General features: G+C 61.4%; 16 protein-coding genes and 1 pseudogene. 4 read left to right on the forward strand and 13 right to left on the reverse strand.

Going from position 1 to position 22,053, the window contains the following annotated elements; genetic code table 11:
• Positions 1–64: 64 nt before the first annotated feature.
• Positions 65–508, reverse strand: a complete 444-nt coding sequence (locus tag C8K14_RS20950) for a transposase (RefSeq protein WP_107718947.1) — start codon at positions 506–508, stop codon at positions 65–67.
• A 74-nt stretch (positions 509–582) separates the two neighbouring features.
• Here C8K14_RS20950 and C8K14_RS23275 point away from each other — a divergent pair.
• Both C8K14_RS23275 and C8K14_RS20955 read left to right on the forward strand, forming a co-directional pair.
• Positions 583–669 (forward strand): annotated as a pseudogene (locus C8K14_RS23275) (recombinase family protein); the annotation flags it as partial.
• Entirely contained in the window at positions 655–819 is a 165-nt protein-coding gene (locus C8K14_RS20955; protein WP_369974074.1) for a helix-turn-helix domain-containing protein, read from the forward strand. The pseudogene C8K14_RS23275 and the gene C8K14_RS20955, both read left to right, overlap by 15 nt.
• A 19-nt stretch (positions 820–838) precedes the next feature.
• Here C8K14_RS20955 and C8K14_RS20960 read toward each other — a convergent pair whose 3' ends face one another.
• The 6 genes from C8K14_RS20960 to C8K14_RS23165 all read right to left on the reverse strand — a co-directional run bounded on the left by C8K14_RS20960 (position 839) and on the right by C8K14_RS23165 (position 11,161).
• A complete protein-coding gene (locus C8K14_RS20960) occupies positions 839–3,547 on the reverse strand; it encodes a DEAD/DEAH box helicase (RefSeq protein WP_107718950.1) in 2,709 nt (902 codons plus the stop codon).
• Entirely contained in the window at positions 3,540–5,201 is a 1,662-nt protein-coding gene (locus tag C8K14_RS20965; protein ID WP_107718952.1) for a site-specific DNA-methyltransferase, read from the reverse strand. Before C8K14_RS20965 ends, C8K14_RS20960 begins: the two co-directional genes overlap by 8 nt.
• A gap of 72 nt (positions 5,202–5,273) precedes the next feature.
• Entirely contained in the window at positions 5,274–6,449 is a 1,176-nt protein-coding gene (locus tag C8K14_RS20970) for a hypothetical protein (protein ID WP_107718954.1), read from the reverse strand.
• A 4-nt stretch (positions 6,450–6,453) separates the two neighbouring features.
• The gene (locus C8K14_RS20975; RefSeq protein ID WP_233251178.1) at positions 6,454–9,285 is read right to left on the reverse strand and encodes an SNF2-related protein; all 2,832 of its coding nucleotides are present in this window, start codon (positions 9,283–9,285) and stop codon (positions 6,454–6,456) included.
• Positions 9,286–9,695: 410 nt separating this feature from the next.
• Positions 9,696–10,901: an MFS transporter gene (locus tag C8K14_RS20980; RefSeq protein WP_107718956.1), complete on the reverse strand. Its 1,206-nt coding sequence runs from the start codon at positions 10,899–10,901 to the stop codon at positions 9,696–9,698.
• Positions 10,898–11,161, reverse strand: coding sequence for a glycosyl hydrolase (locus tag C8K14_RS23165; RefSeq protein ID WP_107718958.1), 264 nt, complete (start codon positions 11,159–11,161; stop codon positions 10,898–10,900). The genes C8K14_RS20980 and C8K14_RS23165 overlap by 4 nt, the downstream gene beginning before the upstream one ends.
• Before the next feature lie 184 nt (positions 11,162–11,345).
• Between C8K14_RS23165 and dld the strand changes: the two genes are divergently transcribed.
• Entirely contained in the window at positions 11,346–13,040 is a 1,695-nt protein-coding gene (gene dld / locus C8K14_RS20990) for a D-lactate dehydrogenase (RefSeq protein ID WP_107718959.1), read from the forward strand.
• A 113-nt stretch (positions 13,041–13,153) separates the two neighbouring features.
• Here the strand turns inward: dld and C8K14_RS20995 are convergent, their stop codons facing one another.
• Complete coding sequence (locus C8K14_RS20995; protein ID WP_054132728.1) at positions 13,154–13,762, reverse strand: TetR/AcrR family transcriptional regulator; 609 nt, start codon at positions 13,760–13,762, stop codon at positions 13,154–13,156.
• A 250-nt stretch (positions 13,763–14,012) separates the two neighbouring features.
• On the opposite strand from C8K14_RS20995, the gene C8K14_RS21000 reads away from it, so the two are divergent.
• A complete protein-coding gene (locus C8K14_RS21000) occupies positions 14,013–14,855 on the forward strand; it encodes a DUF1080 domain-containing protein (protein WP_054132727.1) in 843 nt (280 codons plus the stop codon).
• Between the two features lie 99 nt (positions 14,856–14,954).
• On the opposite strand, the gene C8K14_RS21005 is transcribed toward C8K14_RS21000, so the two are convergent.
• From C8K14_RS21005 to htpG, 5 genes are all read right to left on the reverse strand, one after another.
• Positions 14,955–15,359 (reverse strand): DUF6379 domain-containing protein, encoded by a 405-nt coding sequence (locus C8K14_RS21005; protein ID WP_022674720.1) that lies wholly within the window; start codon positions 15,357–15,359, stop codon positions 14,955–14,957.
• A 40-nt stretch (positions 15,360–15,399) separates the two neighbouring features.
• Positions 15,400–16,308: a sugar phosphate isomerase/epimerase gene (locus tag C8K14_RS21010; RefSeq protein WP_107718961.1), complete on the reverse strand. Its 909-nt coding sequence runs from the start codon at positions 16,306–16,308 to the stop codon at positions 15,400–15,402.
• Positions 16,309–16,587: 279 nt separating this feature from the next.
• Positions 16,588–18,939 (reverse strand): TonB-dependent receptor, encoded by a 2,352-nt coding sequence (locus C8K14_RS21015; RefSeq protein ID WP_107718963.1) that lies wholly within the window; start codon positions 18,937–18,939, stop codon positions 16,588–16,590.
• A gap of 391 nt (positions 18,940–19,330) precedes the next feature.
• A complete protein-coding gene (locus C8K14_RS21020) occupies positions 19,331–20,017 on the reverse strand; it encodes a 2'-5' RNA ligase family protein (protein WP_233251179.1) in 687 nt (228 codons plus the stop codon).
• 98 nt (positions 20,018–20,115) lie between these two features.
• Positions 20,116–22,017 carry a molecular chaperone HtpG gene (gene htpG / locus C8K14_RS21025; RefSeq protein ID WP_107718965.1) on the reverse strand — a complete coding sequence of 634 codons (1,902 nt, stop codon included), beginning with the start codon at positions 22,015–22,017 and terminating at the stop codon, positions 20,116–20,118.
• Between the last annotated feature and the right edge of the window lie 36 nt (positions 22,018–22,053).

Here is a 22,053-nt window from a genome sequence, read left to right on the forward strand (position 1 = left end):
TCCGCGCTGTAGCGCTTTCTCGTCGTCTTCATTCCAGTCCATTCCTCAGGTCAGGCTGAGCTTATCATCCTGTCCAGAAAAACGGCACCACCTCAGCACCACGCGCGATCTTCACCGCAACGCCATCGATCTCCAGTTCCATGGCCGCCGCTGGCGGGCGTCGTCGCCGCTTGACCTTGCGTACCGGCGCGGGCGCAACCGTGGGGGCCGGCGGAGCGCTCGGCTCGATGACGGCCGGTACGAACGCGACAGCGACCGGCGCTGCTACCGGCGGCGCCAATCCCTGATCCACCAGTTGTTGGTGCAGGCTTTTACGCCAGGCATAGATTTGTGAAGGATCCAGCCCATGGCGGCGGGCCACGGCGCTTACCCCTTCGCCGCCGGCATAGCATTCGGCCACGATCGAGGCCTTGACCTCCGGAGACCAATCCCGCCGCTTGCCCCCTCCGGTGAAAACCTCGAACCGCTGAGCACCCTTACTCACAGGATCGTCACCGGGGATCATCATAGGAGTAGCGCCTCTACCAACCACAAGGCGCGGAAACTCGGCGCTGATCTTCAACCGCGCAAGGTGGGGGCGGGACAGCGCTTACGGTCATCGCCGCTGTTGCGGAGTTCGAACGCGACCTGTTGGTCGAGCGAACGCAAGCTGGTCTGTCGCGCGCCAAGGCGCAGGGAACAAGGCTTGGGCGCCCGAGTAGCCTCACCGATGCGCAGCGGGTTGAGGCAATTGCTCGCCGCAAGCGTGGAGAATCGCTGGGAGCCATCTCGAAGGACTTCGGAGTAAGCCGGTCGGCGATTCAAAGGATCACTCAGTAACGGGCATAGGTTTTCCCCCTTACCCGTGCCGCGTCAGTAAGCCCGCTAATGTGGCGCTCTCCGTCACATCAGAGTCCGGGATCAACGCATATCGCCATGGTTTTCCATCCCCCTCAGCGGCAAACTCGTTGGCGTGTTTCACCCACTCTGCCGCCGCACGCGCTTTTTCCTGGACGGTCGGGTCGCGCATCTGGTTTTCTGCCTTGATCTCGACAATTAGCTTTTCCGTCTTGGTCTCAATCACGAAATCAGGCTCATAAGGCTTCCCCGGCTGATATTCGATCCGAAACTGATTTCGGGCGGGCTTGAGCCACCGCTCTACGTTCTTTTCAAAGTCACTGTCGATCATCACGGCGAACCGCCGCTCAGGATCGGAATGGAACTTGTGGAACTTGTAGGGGCTTTTCTGCCCGCCCCGGAAGGTGAAGCTGGCTGTCGCCGATAGCGGGGTGGCCGCTTCCGTCAGCAGCAAAGACCGTGACGGCGAATAGCTGATGTTCTGCGGCTCCAGGGTGCGGAACGAACGGACCTTGCTGGCGCGGTATTCGGCAGGGGTCTGCCGATAGTGATCCCGCATCTGGCCGAAGATACGCTGAGCGAGAGCCTTACCATGCACCAGGGCAACGTTCTCCACGTCCTCTTCGGTCTGAAGGTAAGTGCGCAGGTGGTCGATCATCTGCCCGGCCAGCCTGTAGAGCAGGTCGGCCTGGCTGTCGTAATCGACCTGCGGATAATCCATCAGGTATTTGACGATGTAGTTCTCGACCCGGACCTCCTTTGGGCCTTCCAGCGACCGCGCCAGTTCGCGCTGCGTCTGGTCCCGCAGATTGCGGACCAGCAGGCGGTCGGAAATTGGCTGCAGGCGAATGTCGCCCACATCGGCAAGGTCGAAGTCCTCGAACCAGAAGTTCACCTCTCGGCTGGGCAGTACGACGATCTCGGGGATCTCGATGCTGTTTTCGGCAATGCTGGCGGTGATCACGGCAACGAGTTTCGCCAAATCGGGCTGCACGCCCATACCCTCCAACTCGCCCTGCCGCTCGACCGAAAGCCGCTTCACGTCGGCGGCAATGCGCTGCTGCACCTCGGGGCTTTTTAGCTCCTTGTGGCCGCCCTTTAGCTCGCGCTCGTATTTGTCGCGGATCAGCTCGATGGTGAGCTGGGCAATCTTCCTGTCCTCGGGCCTGTCGAAGACGAAAGGCTGGGCCGCGCCCTCCTGCACCTTGTCTTCGCTTTCGGGTAGCGCGGCACCGGTGAGCGCGGCCTCGAAGGCGGTCGGCACTGTATAGACGACCTGCGGCTCGGTGGAGATATCGCCGCCCTCGCCGATCCGGTATTCCTTCACCTGGACCAGCGAGTCCGCTTCCCGCGCCTTCTTGATCACCTCGTCAAAGCGGTCATGGGCAATCACGGTGAGGGTATCGACCGCCTCGTTCCCCGTTCGCTCGCCATAGGGCAGGCGCAGGCCGCGCCCCAGGGTCTGCTCGGTCAGAATGTCCGATGCCGAAGCGCGCAAGGGAACGATGGTGTAGAGGTTGGTTACGTCCCAGCCTTCCTTCAGCTTGTTGACGTGGATGACGATGTCGGTGTCACCCGCTTCCTCCAGCCGGACCAGGCGCGCCATAGCCTCATCGCTTTCCTCGCGCCCGGTGTTCGAGTGCACCTCGATCACCCTGCCCTTATAGGAGCCACCAAAGAAGGCATCGCTCTCGATCCGTTCGCGCAATTGCTTGGCATGGGCAGTGTCCTGCGCCACCACCAGCATGAACGGGAACACCCGCCGGCGCCCAGTCTCGCGGGCATAGAGTTCTAACTCGGTCTTCACGTATTCGTGATAGTGGACGCCATCCTCCAGCATGATGCCTTCTAGGCTGTCCTTGTCGTAATCGCTGGCGCGGAAATCGGCGCGGGTGGCGACTGCCGGTTCCTTTACGAAGCCATCGGCCATCGCGTTGCCGAGGCCATAATGGTAGATGACGTTCTTGAAATCCTTGGGGTTCGCACCGACCGTCTTCGGCGTGGCGGTCAGTTCCAAGCCCAGCTTGGGATCAAGCTCAGTAATCGCTTTATAGCCAGCCGATCCGCGATAACGGTGTGCCTCGTCCATCAGCATGACGAGATCGGGCAGCTTGGACAGGTAATCGAAATAGCTGTCGCCCAGGGTCTCGCGGAAACTCCTGATCTTGCCCTTGTCCTTGTTGATCTTGTCGACGTTGAAGATATTGATGATCGCCTCCGTCCCAAACAGGTCCGAGCCGCGAATGCCACGCCCTTCCTGCCAGGTGTCACCGGTTACGATGACAGGCGGCGTCTGGGCAAACTGGGCGATGCCCCGGAAGACATACTTGGGTGACGATTGCCGCGAGAAATCGGCGATCAGCTTGTCATAGATCGTGGTGTTAGGGGCGAGCACGAAGAAGTTCTTCGACCGGCCCGACAGATACATATAGGCGATGAATGCGCCCATCAGTCGGGTCTTGCCGACGCCAGTTGCCAGCGCGAAACAAAGTGAGGGAAACTCACGCTCGAAGTCGGTGACGGTTGGATACTGCGCCTTAATCGTCGCCAGCAGTGCCGCAGCATCGCAGGGCGCGGCGAAGTCCATATGAGCTAAAACCTGGCCAAGGATGTTCAGCGAGTTCTCCTGCGGCCCGCGCAGCGAAAGCCGCTGGGCAATCTGGCGGCGGATGCGGGCTTCGTGCCCCAGCACAGCGGGACCTTCACTCATCGCCCGCTTCCCCTGCGAAGAGGGGCAGGCCAATAGTCATGGCCTGTATTTCCTCCGCTGCGTCATCCGCCTCGGGCAAGTTCTGGATGTTCAGTGAATAATCGTCGCGGCCCCACTCGCATTTCTGGAGAATGGAAGTCGGAATTTTCACCAGCGTCAGGTTGTCGAAGGCGTCGGCATCCGCATCGAACGCCTTGCAGCAAATCAACAGACTGCGATCCGGCCCCACGTCATGCGAAATCTTGGTACATGCCTCATGGGTCAGCGCTTGCGTGGTGACGTAGATGAAGTCCGTTTCGGTCGATGAGCCGTGCCGCCAATACTCCTGCGGATCGGAGGCGGGAGCATAGGTGAAACCCATATGCTTGCACATCGCTTCGGCCAGCATCGCCGGGTTGTAGTCCTTGGCGATGACCCAATTACCGTAGCGATCCTGTTCGAGGAGTGATGGCGCGAGGGCGAAATAACGGAAGCCGCCGCCACCCTTCCAATCCACCGCCTTACTGATGCCACCTTGATCTGTGCCGTCGATGACCTTTTGCAAGCGCGGCAGCACATGGGTTTCGGCATGCTCGCCGATTTCGACCATGATCCAACGGCGGCCCATTTTATGGGCGACAGCCCCAGTTGTTCCGGACCCTGCGAAGCTATCGAGGACTAGATCGCCCGGTCGCGTTGAAATTTCGACCACCTTCTTAAGGAGACGCTCCGGCTTGGGCGTTCCAAAGGGATTGCCAGGAAACAACCGCTCAATCTCAATTTTCGACTCTTGGTTATGCCCCGCTTCATCGTGACCCCAAATGCTACGGGGAACAACAAGCTTGGTTTCAGACAAGAATTTCTTGATGCGAGGCATGGTGCCGCGACCATCCTTGCCCCAGTAAACAAGATTATCGGCTACATTTCTTGCATGTGTTTCGGGTCCATAAGCCCAAACGCGAGTCTTACTTGGCCATATTTCTTTATTTGTGTTAGGATTTACAATTGGATAATAGAGGTTTGGACGCTCCTCTGCCGACTTAGCGCAGGTGTATGCAGATGAATTCCAAGGCCCTCTGGGATCGTCATCCAGATTTTTGTAGTATGCGGACTGAGCTTCGGTGCGGGCTGATCTATTAGGAGACCAAGCTTCCTTTGAGCGTGCATAAACAAGAATGTGGTCAGCATCGGCGCTAAAATATTTAGCATCATTCGCCGGAGAAATCCTCTTGTGCCAAGTGATATCCGTCACGAAATTCACTCGTCCAAAAACCTCATCACAGATTACCTTCAGATAGTGCGCTTCGTTATCATCAATTGTGATCCAAAGTGATCCTTGATCTGACAATAGACGCTTGATGATTTCCAATCGGTCGCGGATGAGGCTCAGCCAAAGCGAGTGCTCAAGCCCGTCGTCGTAGTGTTCGAACGCCGACCCAGTGTTATACGGCGGATCAATAAAAACGCACTTCACCTTTCCCGCATAATCCTGCTCTAGCGCCTTCAACGCGAGTAGGTTATCCCCCTTGATCAGCATGTTATCGAAGATATCACCTTCGCGCCGCACCTTGGCGTGATAGCTCTTCGCCGGGTCTTCGATCAGGATGCGCGGCTCCAGGCGGGGGCGCTCTTCCTTGCCGGGCCATGTCAGTTCAAGCTTGGTCTTCTTGGTCATGCCGCCATCTCTATCGCCTTGCCCCCGAACGCGAAACCCTTACGCCAAGGCTTGATTGTCCACAGCCATTCCTTATTCACCTTCCGCCACCTCCAGCGCCCGCCGGGCCTGCTGCAGCAATTCGTTCACTTCGAACCAAGGGTCGGTCCAGGGACTGTGTTGCGCCAGCAGCGCTTCCAGGTTCAGCACACGAGCAACGCGCTCCTTGTAGTCGGGCGGCAGAGCGCCCTCGCCAACTGAAGCATCCTGACTTGGCCCAAACCGCTCTCGATCGAGGTCGCGCTTGACTCGCAGGACAGATGAGGCCGGGTCCGGCTCAGGCTCTTGAGCCGCCACCACACCCAGCTTATTTCGCAGCGTCGCCCAATCAACGGTCAGACGGTTCGCCGGAAGCAATGGCTGCGTGGCGGGGGGCGGAGGCACTGGCATGGAACCCGACCGGTAACCGCGCCCGGAGATCGCGGCCAACACGGCCAACTGGTTATCCGCCAAATCTAACTTCGCATGGCCAAACGGCGGCCAAGGCCGCGTGGCTCGGATCGCATCGCTCCACACTTCTCGTACCTCATAAGCGGGTAGCTCGGCATGGTGCCAGTTCACCACATAAAGTAGCTCTACTTCCAGCCGTGGATGAAGTCCCTGCGATGCCTGCCTCTCCTGGGCGTCAAAATGAGCACGCAATTCCTGCCGCCGATCGGCAAGCCAGCTTATCATGCCGGTCTGCCAATCCTCCTGATCGGCAATCGCCGCCGCAAAGGCAGTGCGTCCCGGATGGTCAAGTGGCAGCATGCGCCGCCTACGGCCGAGGTCTGCAATCAGTCGATTGCTAGCAAGCATCTGAGCATCAACGCCATCTTCCAGCTCACGAATTGCATGCTCTCCCGCCTCATGAATACGGGCGATGGCGTTGTTGCTCTGCCGCAGCCAACGCTTGCGCACCTCACTCCGTTCGCGCTCAATCAGCAGCTCCAATTCAGCGGGTGGAAATTCGTCGCAAAGCTGGGGCAACGAACTGGCGCAGCGCAGCAGGTTGGCCGCGATAAACGACGGGATCGGTTCTTCCCATTCATCGCAACCCACGATCAGCGGCATGGTGGCCTTGTGCTTGTCGCCAACCCAGATTTCCGCTTCGGCTACAAGCAGCCAGCCGCTGCTGTTGCGAAAACGGGCGACATGCCGCCAATCGCCGTCATAGCTGTCCAGGTCGATCTGCAAGCAGACCGGATAAAGGCCGAAGCCCTCCAGCACAGCGTCATTCCACCGCCCAACGGACGGTCATGAGCGGCTTGACCGTTGGCTTCTGATTGAGCTGTTCCGCGAACTCGTCGAGCATGTCCTCTACCTTCTGGCGGGCTTCCTTGCGCTTGGCGAACTTGGCCAGCTTGATCTCGTCCACGTTATCTTCGAGACGCTTAATCTTGCGCTTTAAGGCAAGCTTTTCATCCATCGATATGCCTGCCACACGAGATTGCTTGCGAAGCTCCCTAACTTCTCCGTCGAGATCGGCGATCTGCGCATCCAGCTCTATCTCAAGGTCCTTGGCGTACCGATCCAGCCGCTCGCTTTCGGCGTCGATCCATTCACCGTTTTCCTTTAACACTCGGTCAGAAAAATCGGAGAACTGGTTTTGCTCAATGGCGGTCAACGCGGCGTCGGGCGGCGTTACGTAGCCGGCCTGGTTATCCACAGCAGGGACCATGAACATCTTGTCGGCCACCGCCGCATCAATTGTCGTACCGTCATCGCTGAGACATGCGATCAGCAGCTCCTCCCGAGGGGCATCGGGCGTTGGCATTGTCGCCTTGTAAACCCGCATCCACCCCCTTGTCCCCTTCAATTCCTTCACCGCCCCTACCTGGCCAGCAAACGGGTAATCATCAGGTCTGAAGGTCATAGCGATCTGCTCTGTCGAGAGATCGCGATCCTTTGCTCGCTCAACCAATTCCGCACCAAGGCCGTCGTTGACGCGGAAGAACTGCCAATCCTGCTCATCTGCGAGAGGCCATTTGGTCGTGTATGTCTTGTTGTCGTAGTGAAAGGTATCGGCGTCGGGGGCGTCAAAATGCGCACCATCCAACTCGGCATGGGCAACCATCAACAGCCGTTGGACATACTCCGGCAGGATGCGGTCTAGTTCCTTTCCGCGGTCCTGCAGCTTGGCGATCACGGTGGAATCCATCTCCCCCAGCAGCTTGTTCCGGGCAGCGTCAAACTCAGCGTCGATCTTGTCCTGAATGGTTGTCCTAAGGGCATCAAACTCAGCCTCAATCTGCTCGGGCGTACGCCCCTGCTGGACGATGCGTAGCACTTCCTTCTCGAAATCGACCCCACTCATCAGTGTGCCAAGGACATTGTCACTAGCTCCAAAAACTCCCTCGAACAGATGGAACTTTTGGCTCAACAATTCATGAATCCGCTGCTCGGTCTTGTTCTTCAGATTGAGCATATTGACCACGGTCACATCGATTTTCTGGCCATATCTATGACAGCGACCGATCCGCTGCTCAACGCGCTGCGGATTCCATGGGAGGTCAAAGTTGATCAGTAGAGAGCAGAACTGTAGGTTGATGCCTTCAGCCCCGCTTTCGGTGGCAATGAGGATCGTTTTGTCATCACCCTTGAAGGCTTCGACAATCGCAGCCTTCATGTCAGCCGTTTTGGAACCGGAAATCTTGTCGGTCCCTTTGTGCATTTCCAGCCACGCCGCATAAGTTTTACGGCTCTGCTCATCAGAATTGGACCCGTTCATCAGCACGATGCGACCCGCATAGCCGTGACTCTCCAGCAGATTCCGGAGATAGTTTTGAGTGCGAACGCTTTCAGTGAAGATGACGGCCTTTCGAGCACCACCCTTACCTTGGATTTCATCGAGAACTTTAGGTAGCTGCTTCAGCAGTTCCTCACCTTTGGCGTTTTTTTCAATGGATTCGGCGAGTGCGAGATAGCCCTTTAGCTCCTCGATCTCAGCCTGAATATCTTCTGGTGAGATCGACACCGCTTCGTCTTCGCCAATGTCTTCGTCGGCCTCCTCAGCGATCTCGACCATAACATCAACATCATCGGTCATGCTGAGCGCAGCAGCCTTCCGTGCCTTCAAGCGCTCAATCAGCGTTTCCAAATAACGAGCAACGGCGAAACTGGATGATCCAAGAATTTTCCGAATCTGAAGGATGACGAGCTGATTGGCCTTTGCGCCATATGAGACCGTATCTTCACGCTGAAGAAAATGGGATAACTCCTCGTAAAGCTGTTGCTCACTGCTTGACGGTTCGAAATGGAAGGTCTGAGCATTGCGTCGAACGAAGCTGATATGCCCGGCTGCCTGCACCTGTGATCTGAGAGACCGCTGACACACAGGCATTAGTCGCTCACGAAGCGCGTCGAGCGTAGTGGGCGAAGCCGACATATACTGAGCTCGAAAAGCGTTCTCTCCCCCAAAATGATTTTCGTCTACAACAGAGACAATGCCGTAGAGCTCCATGAGCGAATTCTGAAGCGGCGTAGCCGTAAGAAGAATTTTGAAACGATCCTGCAGCGCAGTCTTTAACTCTTTTGCCCGCGTCGAACCATCTTTCTTGTAAACGTTTCTGAGGCGATGAGCTTCATCGAATACAACGAGATCCCAGTTTATCGAGCGAAGTTCGTCTGCCTTCCGCGCAGCGAATTCGTAAGAACAAATCACAATACCCTTAACACACGCGAATGGCTGGGTGTGGCCTGCCTTCCGCATGGCGGCATAAGTGCTAGATTCAACGATTTCCGAATGAAGAGAGAATTTTTCGTGAAGCTCTTGTTGCCACTGCTTGCGAAGCGACGCGGGTACGATCAGGATAATCCGACGCCTGTGCTCAGCCCAGCGCTGGGAGAGAACCAATCCAGCTTCGATGGTCTTACCCAGACCAACCTCATCCGCGAGCAAGACGCCCTTCGACAAAGGCGACTTCAGTGCAAATAGTGCCGCCTCGACCTGATGAGGATTCATCTGGACCCGTGCGGATGTCAGGGATCGAGTAAACGCATCACTATCAATGCCAGCAAGCGTGATTTTATGGGCCTGATAGTGCCCATGCACCTTCGTGAACACTCAATTCCCCCAAGCCCAAACTTCGTCCTGAAATGGAATATGGACCGGAAGGCCCTGATTGCATAGACTCCGTAGCCCAAATGTATCAACAATCTCTTCAATACTGGATATCAGTTCGCGGAAGCTCGCACGGGACCGGAGCGGTTCAGTTCGTGAAATTATGGCCAGAGCTATGGCTAATATCAAATTGTTAAATTTTTCTGTTAATAATCAACGCTGATTGCATCCCTCCGTCTCCGCCACATCATGCATATGGCGATCCCCATCGAACGCGCATCCCAGCCGCAACGCACCCACCGGTGCGAGCCGGCCTGATGTTCTGACCGCACACGGCTTAAAAACGCCCGGATGACGATGGTCACCCGGGCGTTGTTTGCTGAAAGGCGGGAATGGCGGCGGCGCTTTGCGGTTCAGGCGCGGGCCGGTGCCGGGCGTGCGCTGGCGCTCAGGGCCATGCCGACAATGATTGCCAGGGCGATGCTGCCTCCGCCGATGGCCACGAACGTCAGGGGCAGGCCGTGGCTGAACACGGTAACCAGCGAGACCAGCGCCGGGCTGACGAATTGGCCCACGAAGAACGCGCAGCTCCAGAAGCCCATGCCGCGGCCCCGGTTCTCATCGCTCAACCCGCGCATGGTCCACAACAGCAGCGTGGGAATGCACAGGCCGGCGCCCAGTTGCTGGACGGTGCAGAACGCGGTCAGCTGGGCGGCCGAAGCGCTGGCGCCAATGCCGAGCAGGCCAGCGCCCATGAGCGCAAAGAAGATGCCGATCTGCCAGCCGGTGCCAAGCCGGCTCGATGCGGGCTTGAACAACAGCCCACCAAAGAAGACGCCGATGTTCGCCAGTCCGATCAGCATGCCGATCGTATCGGGCGACGTGACGCCGACGCCGGGAAACAGCAGACCAACCTGGACGATATAGACGTAGTAGATGCTCGAAGCGAGCAGGGTCACGCCACTGGTGATCAGGACATGGCGGGTGGGAAAGCCGGCCACGGTCCCGGCCAACAGCGTCTGGCTGCGCTTTGCCGGCTCGAACAGCAGAAATGCCATCGCCACCGCGATCGGGATGGCGCAGGCGTAAACCAGAAACGGAGTGTTCCAGCCCACCCCTGACAGCATGCCCGACAGCACCAAGAGCGAGACGCCGAAAAACGGCTGCGCGGCGGACTGCACGGTCAACCAGAAACGGCGCCGGCCTTCGTCAAAATAGTCACCCACCAGCGTATTGGTCACCGTCAGGATCGCCGCTTCGCACACGCCGAGCAAAAGACGCGAGGCGAACAGCGCGGGCAGGCCGTCGATGAACACCGGGGCGATCCCGACCAGGCCATAGACCGCGGTAGCGACGACGAGCAGCCGGCTGCGGCCATGGCGATCGACCAGCCAGCCCATCGCCGGCGACAGCAGCGCGACCATCAGGCCCGGCGCCGTGACCGCCAGCGGCACCCACAGGCTCGCCCCGGGAACACCGGCGAAATGCGCCATCATGCGCGGCACTGCCGGTGCCAGAGCGACGATCGCCAGGATGGGCAGAAAACTGGCGATCACCACGACGATGCCTTGGGGCAGGCCCGCCTGGCGTGGTGCGTCAATATCGGTTGCGGTACTCATGTTGCTCGTCCTTTCAGCAGTGCGCCGCCGATGCCGACGGCTTTCATCCAGGCGAGATCTTTGGCGATGCCGTCCTTGGTGATATTGCCGTTCATCCAGGGCCACCACGCCCGCAGCCGCGCCGTGACCGGCGGGTCGGCAAGCGCGTCGGGCGCCGGATGGACCTGCCCGCGCCATGGGCAAGCATCGGGCCGGCGGCGCGGGAAAGGCCCACGAAACGTCTGCGCAATTGTTCTCTCCCTGACGTCGGCCCCTGACATCGGCGATGGCAGCGCAGCGTCGTCAACGGCGCCGACCGTGGCACCACGCCATTTTTAATCAGCGATCAAATATAAAGCAAGCCGGATCGGTCGTGTCGTCAGTCGTCGCCGGGCAGACACTGTGGATCGATGGCGGTGTTTTCACCCGTGCACCTTGGCCTTACCAGCAGTAAGAGCTTGGTTGATGCTCTCTGCCACTACCCCGCTGCTCGATCGCTTGCGCGCCATTGTCGGCGCGCGCCACGTCCTTACCGGCAGCGATGCGACCCGCGCCTTTGCCACCGGCTATCGCTATGGAAACGGGGATGTTCTTGCCGTGGTGCGCCCAGGCACGCCGCTGGAACAGTATCACGCGTTTTGCGCCTGCATCGCCGCCGATGTGATCGTGATTGCCCAGGCCGCCAATACCGGCCTCACCGGCGGCTCCACCCCGGACGGGCACTATGACCGTCCGGTGGTGATCATCAACACCTTGCGCCTCAAGGGCGTCCACGCCCTGGCCGGCGGAACGCAGGTGGTCTGCCTGGCCGGCGCCACGCTCTATGATCTCGAGCGTGAACTGGCGCCGCTCGGCCGTGAACCGCATTCGGTCATCGGATCGTCGTGCATCGGTGCCTCGGTAATCGGCGGCATCTGCAACAATTCGGGCGGGGCCCTGATCCGGCGTGGCCCCGCCTATACCGAAATGGCGCTGTTTGCCCGGGTCATGGCCGATGGCACGGTCGAACTGGTCAATCATCTCGGCCTGGACCTCGGCACCACGCCCGAGGACATTCTCGGCCGCATCGGCCAAGGGCGCCTGCCCGTCACCGGTGAGGCCGGCGCGGCCCCCTGCGCTGCCTCGTGCCAGGACTATGCCGCGCGGGTGCGCGACATCGCCGCCCCCTCGCCCGCTCGCTATAACGCCGACCCAGAGCGCCTGTTCGAGGCTTCAGGCAGCGCGGGCAAGGTCATGGTCTTTGCCGTTCGGCTCGACACCTTCCCGCGCGAGGAACAGACGGCAACGTTCTACATCGGTACCAACGATACCGCAGAACTCACCCGCTTGCGCCGCACGATCCTGGCGCAATTTCGCGAACTGCCGATCTCGGGCGAATATATCCACCGCGACGCGTTCGATATCGCTGCGGTCTATGGCAAGGACGTGTTTGTCGCGATCGAGCGGTTCGGTACCGACCGCCTGCCCCGCCTCTTTGCGTTGAAGAACCGGATCGACGCAGTGGCACGGCGTTGGCGCATCCTGCCGGCCAACCTCTCCGACCGGGTCATGCAGGCCGCAAGCCGGCTGCTGCCGCAGCATCTTCCGCCGCGCATGCGGGCGTGGCGCGATCGCTTTACCCACCACCTGATCCTCAAGATGCCACGCGATGGCGTGGACGAGGCACGCACCCTGCTGGCGCAGATGTTTCCCAGTGCCACGGGCGACATGTTCGAGTGCACCCCGCACGAAGCGCAGAAGGCCTTCCTCCACCGCTTTGCCGTGGCCGGCGCGGCAATCCGCTACCGAGCTATCCACGCGGATCGGGTTGGCGACATCGTTGCCCTCGACATCGCCCTGCGCCGCAATGACGAGGACTGGCTGGAAGTCCTGCCCTCGGCCATCGCCGACGCGATCGAGGCCCGGCTCTATTACGGGCACTTCTTCTGCCACGTGTTTCACCAGGACTATATCCTGAAGAAAGGCGTCGACCCGCTCGCGCTGGAGCACCGCATGTGGGACCTGCTCGACGCGCGCGGTGCCGAGTATCCGGCAGAGCACAACGTTGGCCACCTCTATCCGGCCAAGCCGGCGCTGGCGGCGCATTACCGAGCGCTCGATCCCGGCAACCGCCTCAATCCCGGCATTGGCCAAACGAGCCGGCAGCGCGACTGGCAATAGCGCGGCGCCAGGACGACTTATCCCTTGCGGATGTCGGCAAAGTCTGCGGCATCCAGTTGGCGGATCATCACGTTGCGGAACAGCATCTCTGCCCCGCCATCTCCGGCGCGCGGTCAGTCGGGAGCGAGCACGGCGCGCAAGGTGATATCGACGATCGTTTCGGCAATATCCACGCTGGGCAAGGCACCATCATCGCTGGGGCGCAACACCCCCTTCTTGCGCATCGTGGCAAAGCCATAGATCGCTGACCAATAGGCCACGACACGCACGTCGGCATGGGTTTTGTCCACGCCGTCGAGCGCGCCGACAACCTGTTCGCGCAGGGCATTATGGCCCGCGCGCTGGAATTCCAGCAGCGTGGGATCAAGCGTTGGCGTGGTCAGCTCGCTTTCGTACATGAGATCGAGCAGATGCGGGTTCTCTTCGGCGAAGCGGATGAACAGCAAACCCATGCGCCGGAGCTTGTCGGCCGGGCTGGCCTTGCCGGCAAGAACCTGCTCGGTGCCTGCCAGCATTTCGTTGAACCCCTCGGTGGCAAGCGCCAGCAGCAGCGAACGCCGGTCGGGAAAATGATAATAGGGCGCGCCGGGCGACACCCCGACCTCTTGGGCCAGGGTGCGGATGGAAAGCCCGTTGTGCCCGTGCTGCTTCAGGTAGGCACGACCGGCATCAAGCAGGCTGTTGCGCAATTTGTCCCGGTGATACTGCTTCTTGTCGCTCATTCGTTCCCGCCCGGTGATGTGCCGGTTGCCTGGGGCGGGCAATAGCCGCCCCGCTCCGCCTGCATCAGCGGCATTGGCATCCAGCGCCTTGCCTTTTGTACCGCGCGCCAGACGATGTCAAAACGTGAACGGCGCACTGTGGCTGGGCAACGGTGTGAGTACTCGCAATCACCGCTTGCGATAATTTGATCGCTGATTAAAAACACAGGGTATCCGCCGATCAGACGGTATGGAATCCAGGGAGATATGCATGAAAACCACCCGACGCGGCGCGTTGACGCGCCTGGCCGCGACCGGCGTTGCCACCGCCGCGCTGCCGCACGTGGCATCCGCCGCCAGCCGGGCACCAGCCGCAGCGCCCGCCGGGGCCGCGGCTGACGGCTGGCAGCCGCTGTTCAATGGCCGCGACATGGCCGGCTGGACGTTCTTCCAGGATGGAGTGGGCCAGCAGGATCGCGATGGCGTGGTCGATGTCCACGATGGCATGCTGCACCTGCTCGGCCCGCGCTATCGCGGCCCGGCCAAGGCGGGCATGGGCTACCTCGCCACCGACCGCGAGTACGAGAACTATCACCTCAGCCTCGAATACCAGTGGGGCACGCGCCGCTACGAACCGCGCACGCTGTGGAAGCGGGACAGCGGCATCCTCTATCATAATCCCCTTGGCCGCGAGCTGCTTTGGCCCGATTCCATCGAATACCAGATCATGGAGCGCAACACCGGCGATGCCCTGCCGATCAACCACCGCGCCATTCCGGCGATCTCGCAAGGCGGGCTGCCCGGTTGGCCCGAAGACCTTCCCGGCAATACGCAATACGCACCGCAAGTCGATGCCGGCGGATCGCTGCGCCAGTGGATCCGCGCCGATGGCAGCTTTGACACGCTGGAGGGGTGGAACACGGTCGAACTGATCGCCCAGGGTGACAAGGCCGCCCATATCGTCAACGGCCGCATCGTGACCGCGCTCTATGGCCTGCAACGCCAGGACCCTGCCGATCGCTCGCGCTACATCCCCCTCACGCGCGGCCGCATCCTGCTGCAGATCGAGGCTGCAGAAATCATGTTCCGCAACGTGAAGATCCGCCAACTCTGACTTGCGCCGTTATGGAAAAGCAAAGGCCCCCGGTGCGCGCGCACCGGGGGCCTTTGCTTTTGGCGCCGGCCCGGCAAGGCGCGGCGCGCTTTTGCCCGCTCAGGGCAGGACAATCGTGGCCAGCCGCTCCCCGTTCACCGGCAGAGGCTGCAGGTGCGGCGGGAAATAGGGCGAACGAACGCGGGCCGCCACCTTGACGCGATGGATGCCGGGGGCCAGCCCACCCGCCTTGGGCACCAGCACGCTGCCAAAGTCGCCCATCGCCCAACGCACCGTCGTTGCGTCGCGCATGGCGTCCAGATCATAGACCTCGCCATGCAGGCGCAGCTTGGTGATTTCATAGCTGAAGAACTCATCGTCGAGCGTCACGTCGACGCCGTCGAGCAGCGACAGACGCATGCCGCGATAGTTGGGCAGGCGCAGGCGCACTTCCACCCCCTCGCGCGCATCTTCGGGGCCGTAATTGCGGAAGCCGGTGGCCTGGATAAGTTGATATTCGTACATGGCATGTTCCTGGAAAATGGCGGTCTAGGGTGCGAGCGGATCAGGCGTCGGCCAGCGCGGCGTCGTATTGCGCCTCGAGCTGGCGCATCATGACGTGCTGGCGGCGGACCTGGTCGATCGCCACCCACGGCTCGCGCGCACCTTCGTATTCCGAAGACAGGTAACCGCTGTAGCCCGCGCGTTTGAGCACCGGTATCACCTTGTCCCAGGGGATGTTTTCGCACTGCAGATCATCGTTGATGTAGTGGAACTTCGCCTGGATGAACGCCACGTACTTGGCGATGTCGAGGAACTCTTCGGGATCGACCGCGATGCCGTTGATCAGCTTGGCGTGATCGCTATCACCCTCGGGCACTTCATGCTGCCAGCCCTTGAGCGGACGGTTCTGGAAGATGCCGGTATCGATCAGCAGGCGGAAGTTGGGGGTTCCGGTGCGCTCGATGAAATCGATGTAGCCTTCCACCGCCGGGTGCCTGATCGGCGTGGGCGAGTGGATTTCAGGGCAGATCACGATGTCGAACTTATTGGCGAGATCGAGCACCCGCTCGACCGCGCCCGACCAGATCGGATCGGGGGTGAGCTGCGCGTCGATCACGCCGAACTTGGGACGCAGGAACTTGAAGCCAAGCCGGTGGGCCAGGCGCAAGTCACGCTCAAGCTCTCCGGCACCTTGCTCGACCGTCAGCTGTCGTCCCAGGCGCAGCTTGGTATCCACCCACGAACACATGTTGGTCGGCTCAAGCTGGTAGCGGTCAAGCAGGCCGAACCACGTGTCGAGCCATTCCTTGCTGGGTTCGGGATAGCACTCCACATGCGTCTCACCCAGGATCTCGATCCCCGTGGCCCCGGTATCGGCGGCGTGATCAAAGCCATCCTCAAGGGTCATGATGCTGCCGAAGTCTTCGGTATAGCTGTAGAGCGATACCCCGTATTTGAACTGCCCGGACATGCTCAACTCCCTGTTCTGTCAATCCCGTGGTGGATCGGGCCATCCGGCCCGTTCTGCGTTCCTGGCCTGCTGCAAAAGCCAGAACAGGAACTACATTCTAATCACGATTTAATCGGTGATCAAATTCCTGGCAAGCGGTCATTCCGCCATCGCGCGGCTGCCTATCCAGCATCCCTGACGCGCCCGGTGGACATGCCGGGGTTGAGCGCCGGCCCAAAAACAAGGCTTCGGAAGCGCCCTCACGCTCCGAAGCCTTGCATCACTTCCGATCGAGAGAGATCAGAAGTTGATCCCTGCCCGCACGCCGATGGTGCGAACGGAGTTGAAGCTGAAGCGCTGGTTGAGCGTCAGCACGGCCGGGCTCAGCGACGCATCGCCGCCGTCCGAACCGATCGAGATCGGGCGGATGGCATTGGTGCAGTTCTTGCAGAACACCGACAGCGTCCAGTTTGCCGCCTTAAGGCCCAGGCTGGCATCCAGCGTATCCCAGCTCGGGATCTGGAACGCCGGGCCAAAGCCGGCTGACAGCGACGAACGGTGGTAATAGCTCAACGAAACCAGGCCATCGAGCGTGTTGGTCAGCGCATGCTGGTAATCAGCGCCAAGCGAGGTGCTGAACTTGGCTGACAGCGGAATCTGATACCCCGCCGCATTGAACGAACTCTGCGTCGCCGAGCAGCCGCCGGTGGTCTGCGTCGGGTAGCACTGCGCGCCGGGGAAATCGTTGTACTTTGCATCCGCATACGTGGCCGAGCCAGACAGCGTAAGGCCCGGTGCGACGCGCGCGGTGAACGAGGCGTCCACACCCTTGGTCGTCGCGGTTGCCGCATTGGCGAGCACGAAGGTGCGCAGCACGGTGATCCACGACTGCACCTGCAGGTCGGTGTAGCGGGTGTAGAAGCCCGAAAGGCTGAGCGTCAGGTGATTGTCGAACAACCGGGTCTTGATACCGATTTCGCCGCCCTTCGAGATTTCCGGGCGCACCGCCAGGTTGGCGCCCGGCGCCGGCGCGGTGTTGGAGAAGCCCGGCCCCTTGTAGCCACGGCCGTAGAAGCCATAGACCAGCGTCGTGGGCGTTGCCTGCCAGTCGAGGCCGACCTTGTAGCTGAAGTTGGTGGCATCGGTGCTCTGGACCGAGTGGTTGTTGGGAATGCCCAGCGTGACGAAATACTGGCCGGTGTTTTCGAGCAGGTCGATGCTGGCCTTGTCATACGTGACGCGGCCGCCAGCGGTCGCCTTCAGCGTGTCGGTCAGGCCATAGCTGACCTGGCCATAACCGGCGAAGCTGTTCTGCTTGAGGGTAAAGCGCGAGTCCTGGCCGAGGAACGAGGTGTTGCTGACCGGGCAAGCCGCCGGCGGCGCGCCAAGTTGGGTGGCACCAACGCAGAACGGGAAGGTCGGCAGCAGGAACGAAGGCAGGCCGTTGTTGCCGCCCAGCAGATTCTGCTGGTTGAGCTGCGAGTGGAAGTAATACAGCCCGGCCTGGCCGGTGAGGCGGTTGCCCGAGGGCAGCGCCAGGCGCAGTTCTTCCGAGAACTGGTTATAGTTCTGATGTGCCGAATTGGTGTTGAAGAAGTTGTACTGGGTTTCGTCGGAATCGAACGAGAAGCCCGTTGTCATGTGCTTCCACGCGGCAATGTTGATCAGCTGGACGCCGCTATCGAACGTGTAGCTGATATTGGCCTGCGCACCGCCGGTTTCAGTGTCGCGGAAGTTGGGGGCATCGGCCTGGAAAATACGATTGGTGGTGCCCGACGGCAGGCCCAAGCCCGTATAGGCACTGCCGGTGCCAAGCTCGCGATAGGTGATGTCATAGCGGCCGGTCACGCCGCGCTGGCGGTTGTAATCGCCCAGGATATAGACGCTCAGCGCGGTGTCCGGCTCCCACAGGTACTTGGCGCGCAGGCCCAGGCTGCGCAGGCCCATGTCATTGCGAACCTTGGGATTTACTTCAGGCCAGGTCACCGAATCCTGCCCGCTGTAGATCGCGTTGAGGCGCAGCGCACTGTTCTCGCTGACCGGCAGATTGAGCGTGGCCCGCCCCTGGATGCCGTGGCCATTCTTCACCGGCCGGTCGCGGCTGACCAGTTCCAGGTCGGCATTGCCTTCCAGCTTGCCGATCTTGGGCTTGGCGGTGGTGATATTGATCAGTCCGGCAGAGGCATTCTTGCCGAACAGCAGCCCCTGCGGCCCGTTGAGAACCTCGACGCGCTCCAGATCGTAGAACGCGTTGGCGGCAAACTCGCCATTGCCCAGCACCACGTCGTCGACCATCTGCGAAACGCTCGATTCCACCGTCGTGGCAAACGTCGCCGTGCCGACACCGCGGATCGAATAGGTGTTGTCCTGCGCCACCTGAAGGCTGGGCGCCAGCTTGGTGACGGCGCTCAGGTCGTTGACGCCGCGCTTCACCAGCGTTTCGGCGGTGACCACCGAAACGCTGAGCGGCACTTTCATCACGTTTTCAGACCGGCGCTGTGCGGTCACGACGATTTCGCCAAGGCCGTCAGAGGCAGCCGGGGCCGCAACCTGGCCCTGCGCAACCGGCGCGGCGTCCTGCGCCGATGCGGCGGCCAGCGGGGCCAATGCAGCGCCGACGAACAGCGCAGTGTGGATGGACGTTCTGATCATGATGGCCTCCCTCTCCATGTCGTGAAGCACCAGAAAGAGACCCAAGGCGCCCTTTCGCCACTGCCGGCGTGCGCGCATTATCGGTCTTTCCTCCGGCGTCCTGCGTTAGGCGATACATTTTTAATCACCGATTAAAGTCGCCAATATTTTCCGTCGGGCGCCATGTCAAGCGGCTTCGCCCGATCGCCGCGCACACGACGCCCGCCAGCTGCCGATGCGTGCAGACCGGCGCGACGCGTCGAGGAGGCGACGGAGATAGGAAATGAAGATCAACCGCCGGGTGTGATGCGCCGGCGATCACGCTGGCTAATGCCGCCAACGCGGCGCGCGCGCCAACGCGACCAGCACAGCGCTGACCCGTGGCTGCTTGTGTTGACCGTCCGCTACCGCGTCAGCGCGAGCGGAAATGATATTCGGCGAGAGTCCTGACGATCTGGCCATTGGCATCGACCAGCGCGATGCCGATTCCATCGACCTCACCCTGGGCGCGCGGCGGCTGCTGCCCGGTCTTGGTCATATAGGTGGCCAACGCGGGATTGGCCTCGTTGGCCAGCAGGGTCAGATGGGGATCGAACTGCATGAACACGTTGGGCGAGCCATAGCGCTGGAACGCGGGCAGCTTGGCCGGATAGTCCTTCATCCAGGCCGGCGGCGCCAGGTCATGGTCGCGCAGCGGTTCGGCCGCCAGGGTCACTTCATCGGCCAGGCGTTGCAGCGCGGGGGTGTGCACCACGCGCAGGAACAGCCAGTTGGTGGGCGTGCGCTCGGTGCCGTCGATTGCCAGCGGCAAGCGCTTGTGGCCGCGCGCCAGCCGCGCGATCGTGGCCTTGAGGCGGGGCAGCGCGCTGGCGGGATATTGGGTCAGATAAAGCGTGGCATGCACCGCCTGCCCGCGCTGGCGAAACGTGGTCATGCCCAGTTGCGCCAGATCGGCGCTGGCCTGGTCCACCGCGGCCACGATCGGGCGCGAGGGGATTGCATAGATATCGATGCTGACCTTGTCCGCCGACGCGGCCAGCGCCGGGCTGGACGCCGCCAAGGCTGCGGATATGCCCCAGAAAAACGCGCGCCGCATCATCGTATCGTCCCTGCACAGGCCTGCATCATTGCCATCGGCGTGGCAGCCGCGCGCCGCACTTGCAACCGCAAATGGGCGCGCAGGCTGCCTTCACCCGATCAGGCTGTGGTGGCGCGGGCGATCAGCCGGGCCAGCCGCGCAGCAAAGGCGCGCGGATCGCGCGGCGGCTCGCCATCGACGATGCGCGCTTCGTCCAGCAGCAGTTCGGCAGCGTCGGCGCGCAGCTCATCGCCTTCCGGCAGAGCAGCGAGCGCCGCGATCTGCGCGTGCGCCGGGTTCACTTCCAGCACCGGCGCCGAACCCGCTGGCAATTGCCCGGCGTTGGCCAGCAGCTTTTCCAGCTGGCGATCGAGGCCACTTTCGCTGGCCACCAGGCACACCGCGCTGTCGGTCAACCGGTCAGACGCGCGCACCTCGGAAACCGCATCGCCCAGCGTGTCCTTGACGAACGCCAGGAACGCACCCACCGCATCGCTCGGCTCGGCCTGGGGCGCGTCGGCGCCTTCAGGCAAGGGGATGAGGCTGAGATCGGCTGCCCCTTGCGTGACCGACTTGAACGGCTTGCCATCCAGGTCGATCGCCCCGCGCACCCAGAAGCTGTCCACCTGGTCGGGCAGCAGCAGAACTTCCACGCCGCGCGCGCGGAATCCTTCCAGCTGCGGCGAACTGGCGATGCGATCCAGATCGCTGCCGGTGGCGTAATAGATCGCGGTCTGGTTTTCCTTCATCGCCGCGACATAGTCCTGCAGCGAACGCCATTCCCCGCCCGAGGCCGTGGTCTTGAACCGCGCCAGGCGCAGCAGGGCCTCGCGCCGCTCGAAATCCTCGTAGAGCCCTTCCTTGAGCACGGCGCCAAACGTGTCCCACAGCTTGGCATAGGCCGCCGGATCGTCCTTGGCGGTCTTTTCCAGTTCGCCCAGCACCTTGCCGGTCAGGCCCTTTTGGATCGCGGCAAGGATCGGGCTGTCCTGGATCATCTCGCGCGACATGTTGAGCGGCAGATCGGCGGAGTCGACAAGGCCGCGCACGAAGCGCAGATAGCGCGGCAGCAGCTCTGCCTCGTCGGTGATCAACACACGGCGGACATAGAGCTTCATCCGCCCCTTGCGATCGGGATCGAACAGGTCGAACGGGCGCGTTTCGGGCACGAAGGCGAGCACGGAATATTCGTGCCGCCCCTCGGCGCGGTAATGCAGGGTCAGCGCCGGATCGTCCCACTGCCCGGCCACGCTGCGGTAGAAATCCTTGTATTCCTCGGGCGTGATCGCGCTCTTGGGCTTGGTCCACAGCGCAGTGCCATCGGCCACCTGGGTGCCTTCGGCATCGGGCTTGTCCTTGACCGTGATCGGCACGGGCACGTGGCCCGATTGCGCGCGCACCATCTGCTCGATACGCGCCGCTTGCGCATAGTCGGCCGCGTCTTCCAGCAGGTGCAGCACGATGCGCGTGCCGCGCGCCGGTGCATCCTGCGCCGCAACCGCGCCGATGGTATAAGTGCCCAAGCCATCGGAAGACCACATCGCTGCGCCATCCTGCCCGGCCCGGCGCGAGATCACGTCGACCTTGGCCGCGACCATGAACGCGGAATAGAACCCAACGCCAAACTGGCCGATCAGCTGGGTGTCCTCAGCCCCCTTGGCCGCCGCGATGCGGTCCATGAACGCCTTGGTGCCCGAGCGCGCGATCGTGCCGAGCGTTTCGGCCATGTCGGCTGCGGTCATGCCGATGCCGTTGTCCTCGATCGTCAGGCGGCGCGCATCGGCATCGACAGTGATGGTGATGCGCGGGGCCGGATCGTCACCCAAGAGATCGGGCTGGGCAATCGCTTCATAGCGCAGCTTCTCGCACGCATCTGCCGCGTTCGAAATCAGCTCGCGCAGGAAGACATCCTTGTCCGAATAGACGGAGTGGACCATCATGTGCAGCAGCTTGGCCACATCCGCCTCGAAGGCGTGGGTCTGCGGGCTGGCGGCGGTATCGTCCAGAACGTCGGCGGTCATCGGTGGGCTCGGCTCCCTCTGTTTGGCAAGACAATG

This window comes from Novosphingobium sp. GV079 (genome assembly GCF_003058045.1).
GTDB classification, from domain to species: domain Bacteria; phylum Pseudomonadota; class Alphaproteobacteria; order Sphingomonadales; family Sphingomonadaceae; genus Novosphingobium; species Novosphingobium capsulatum.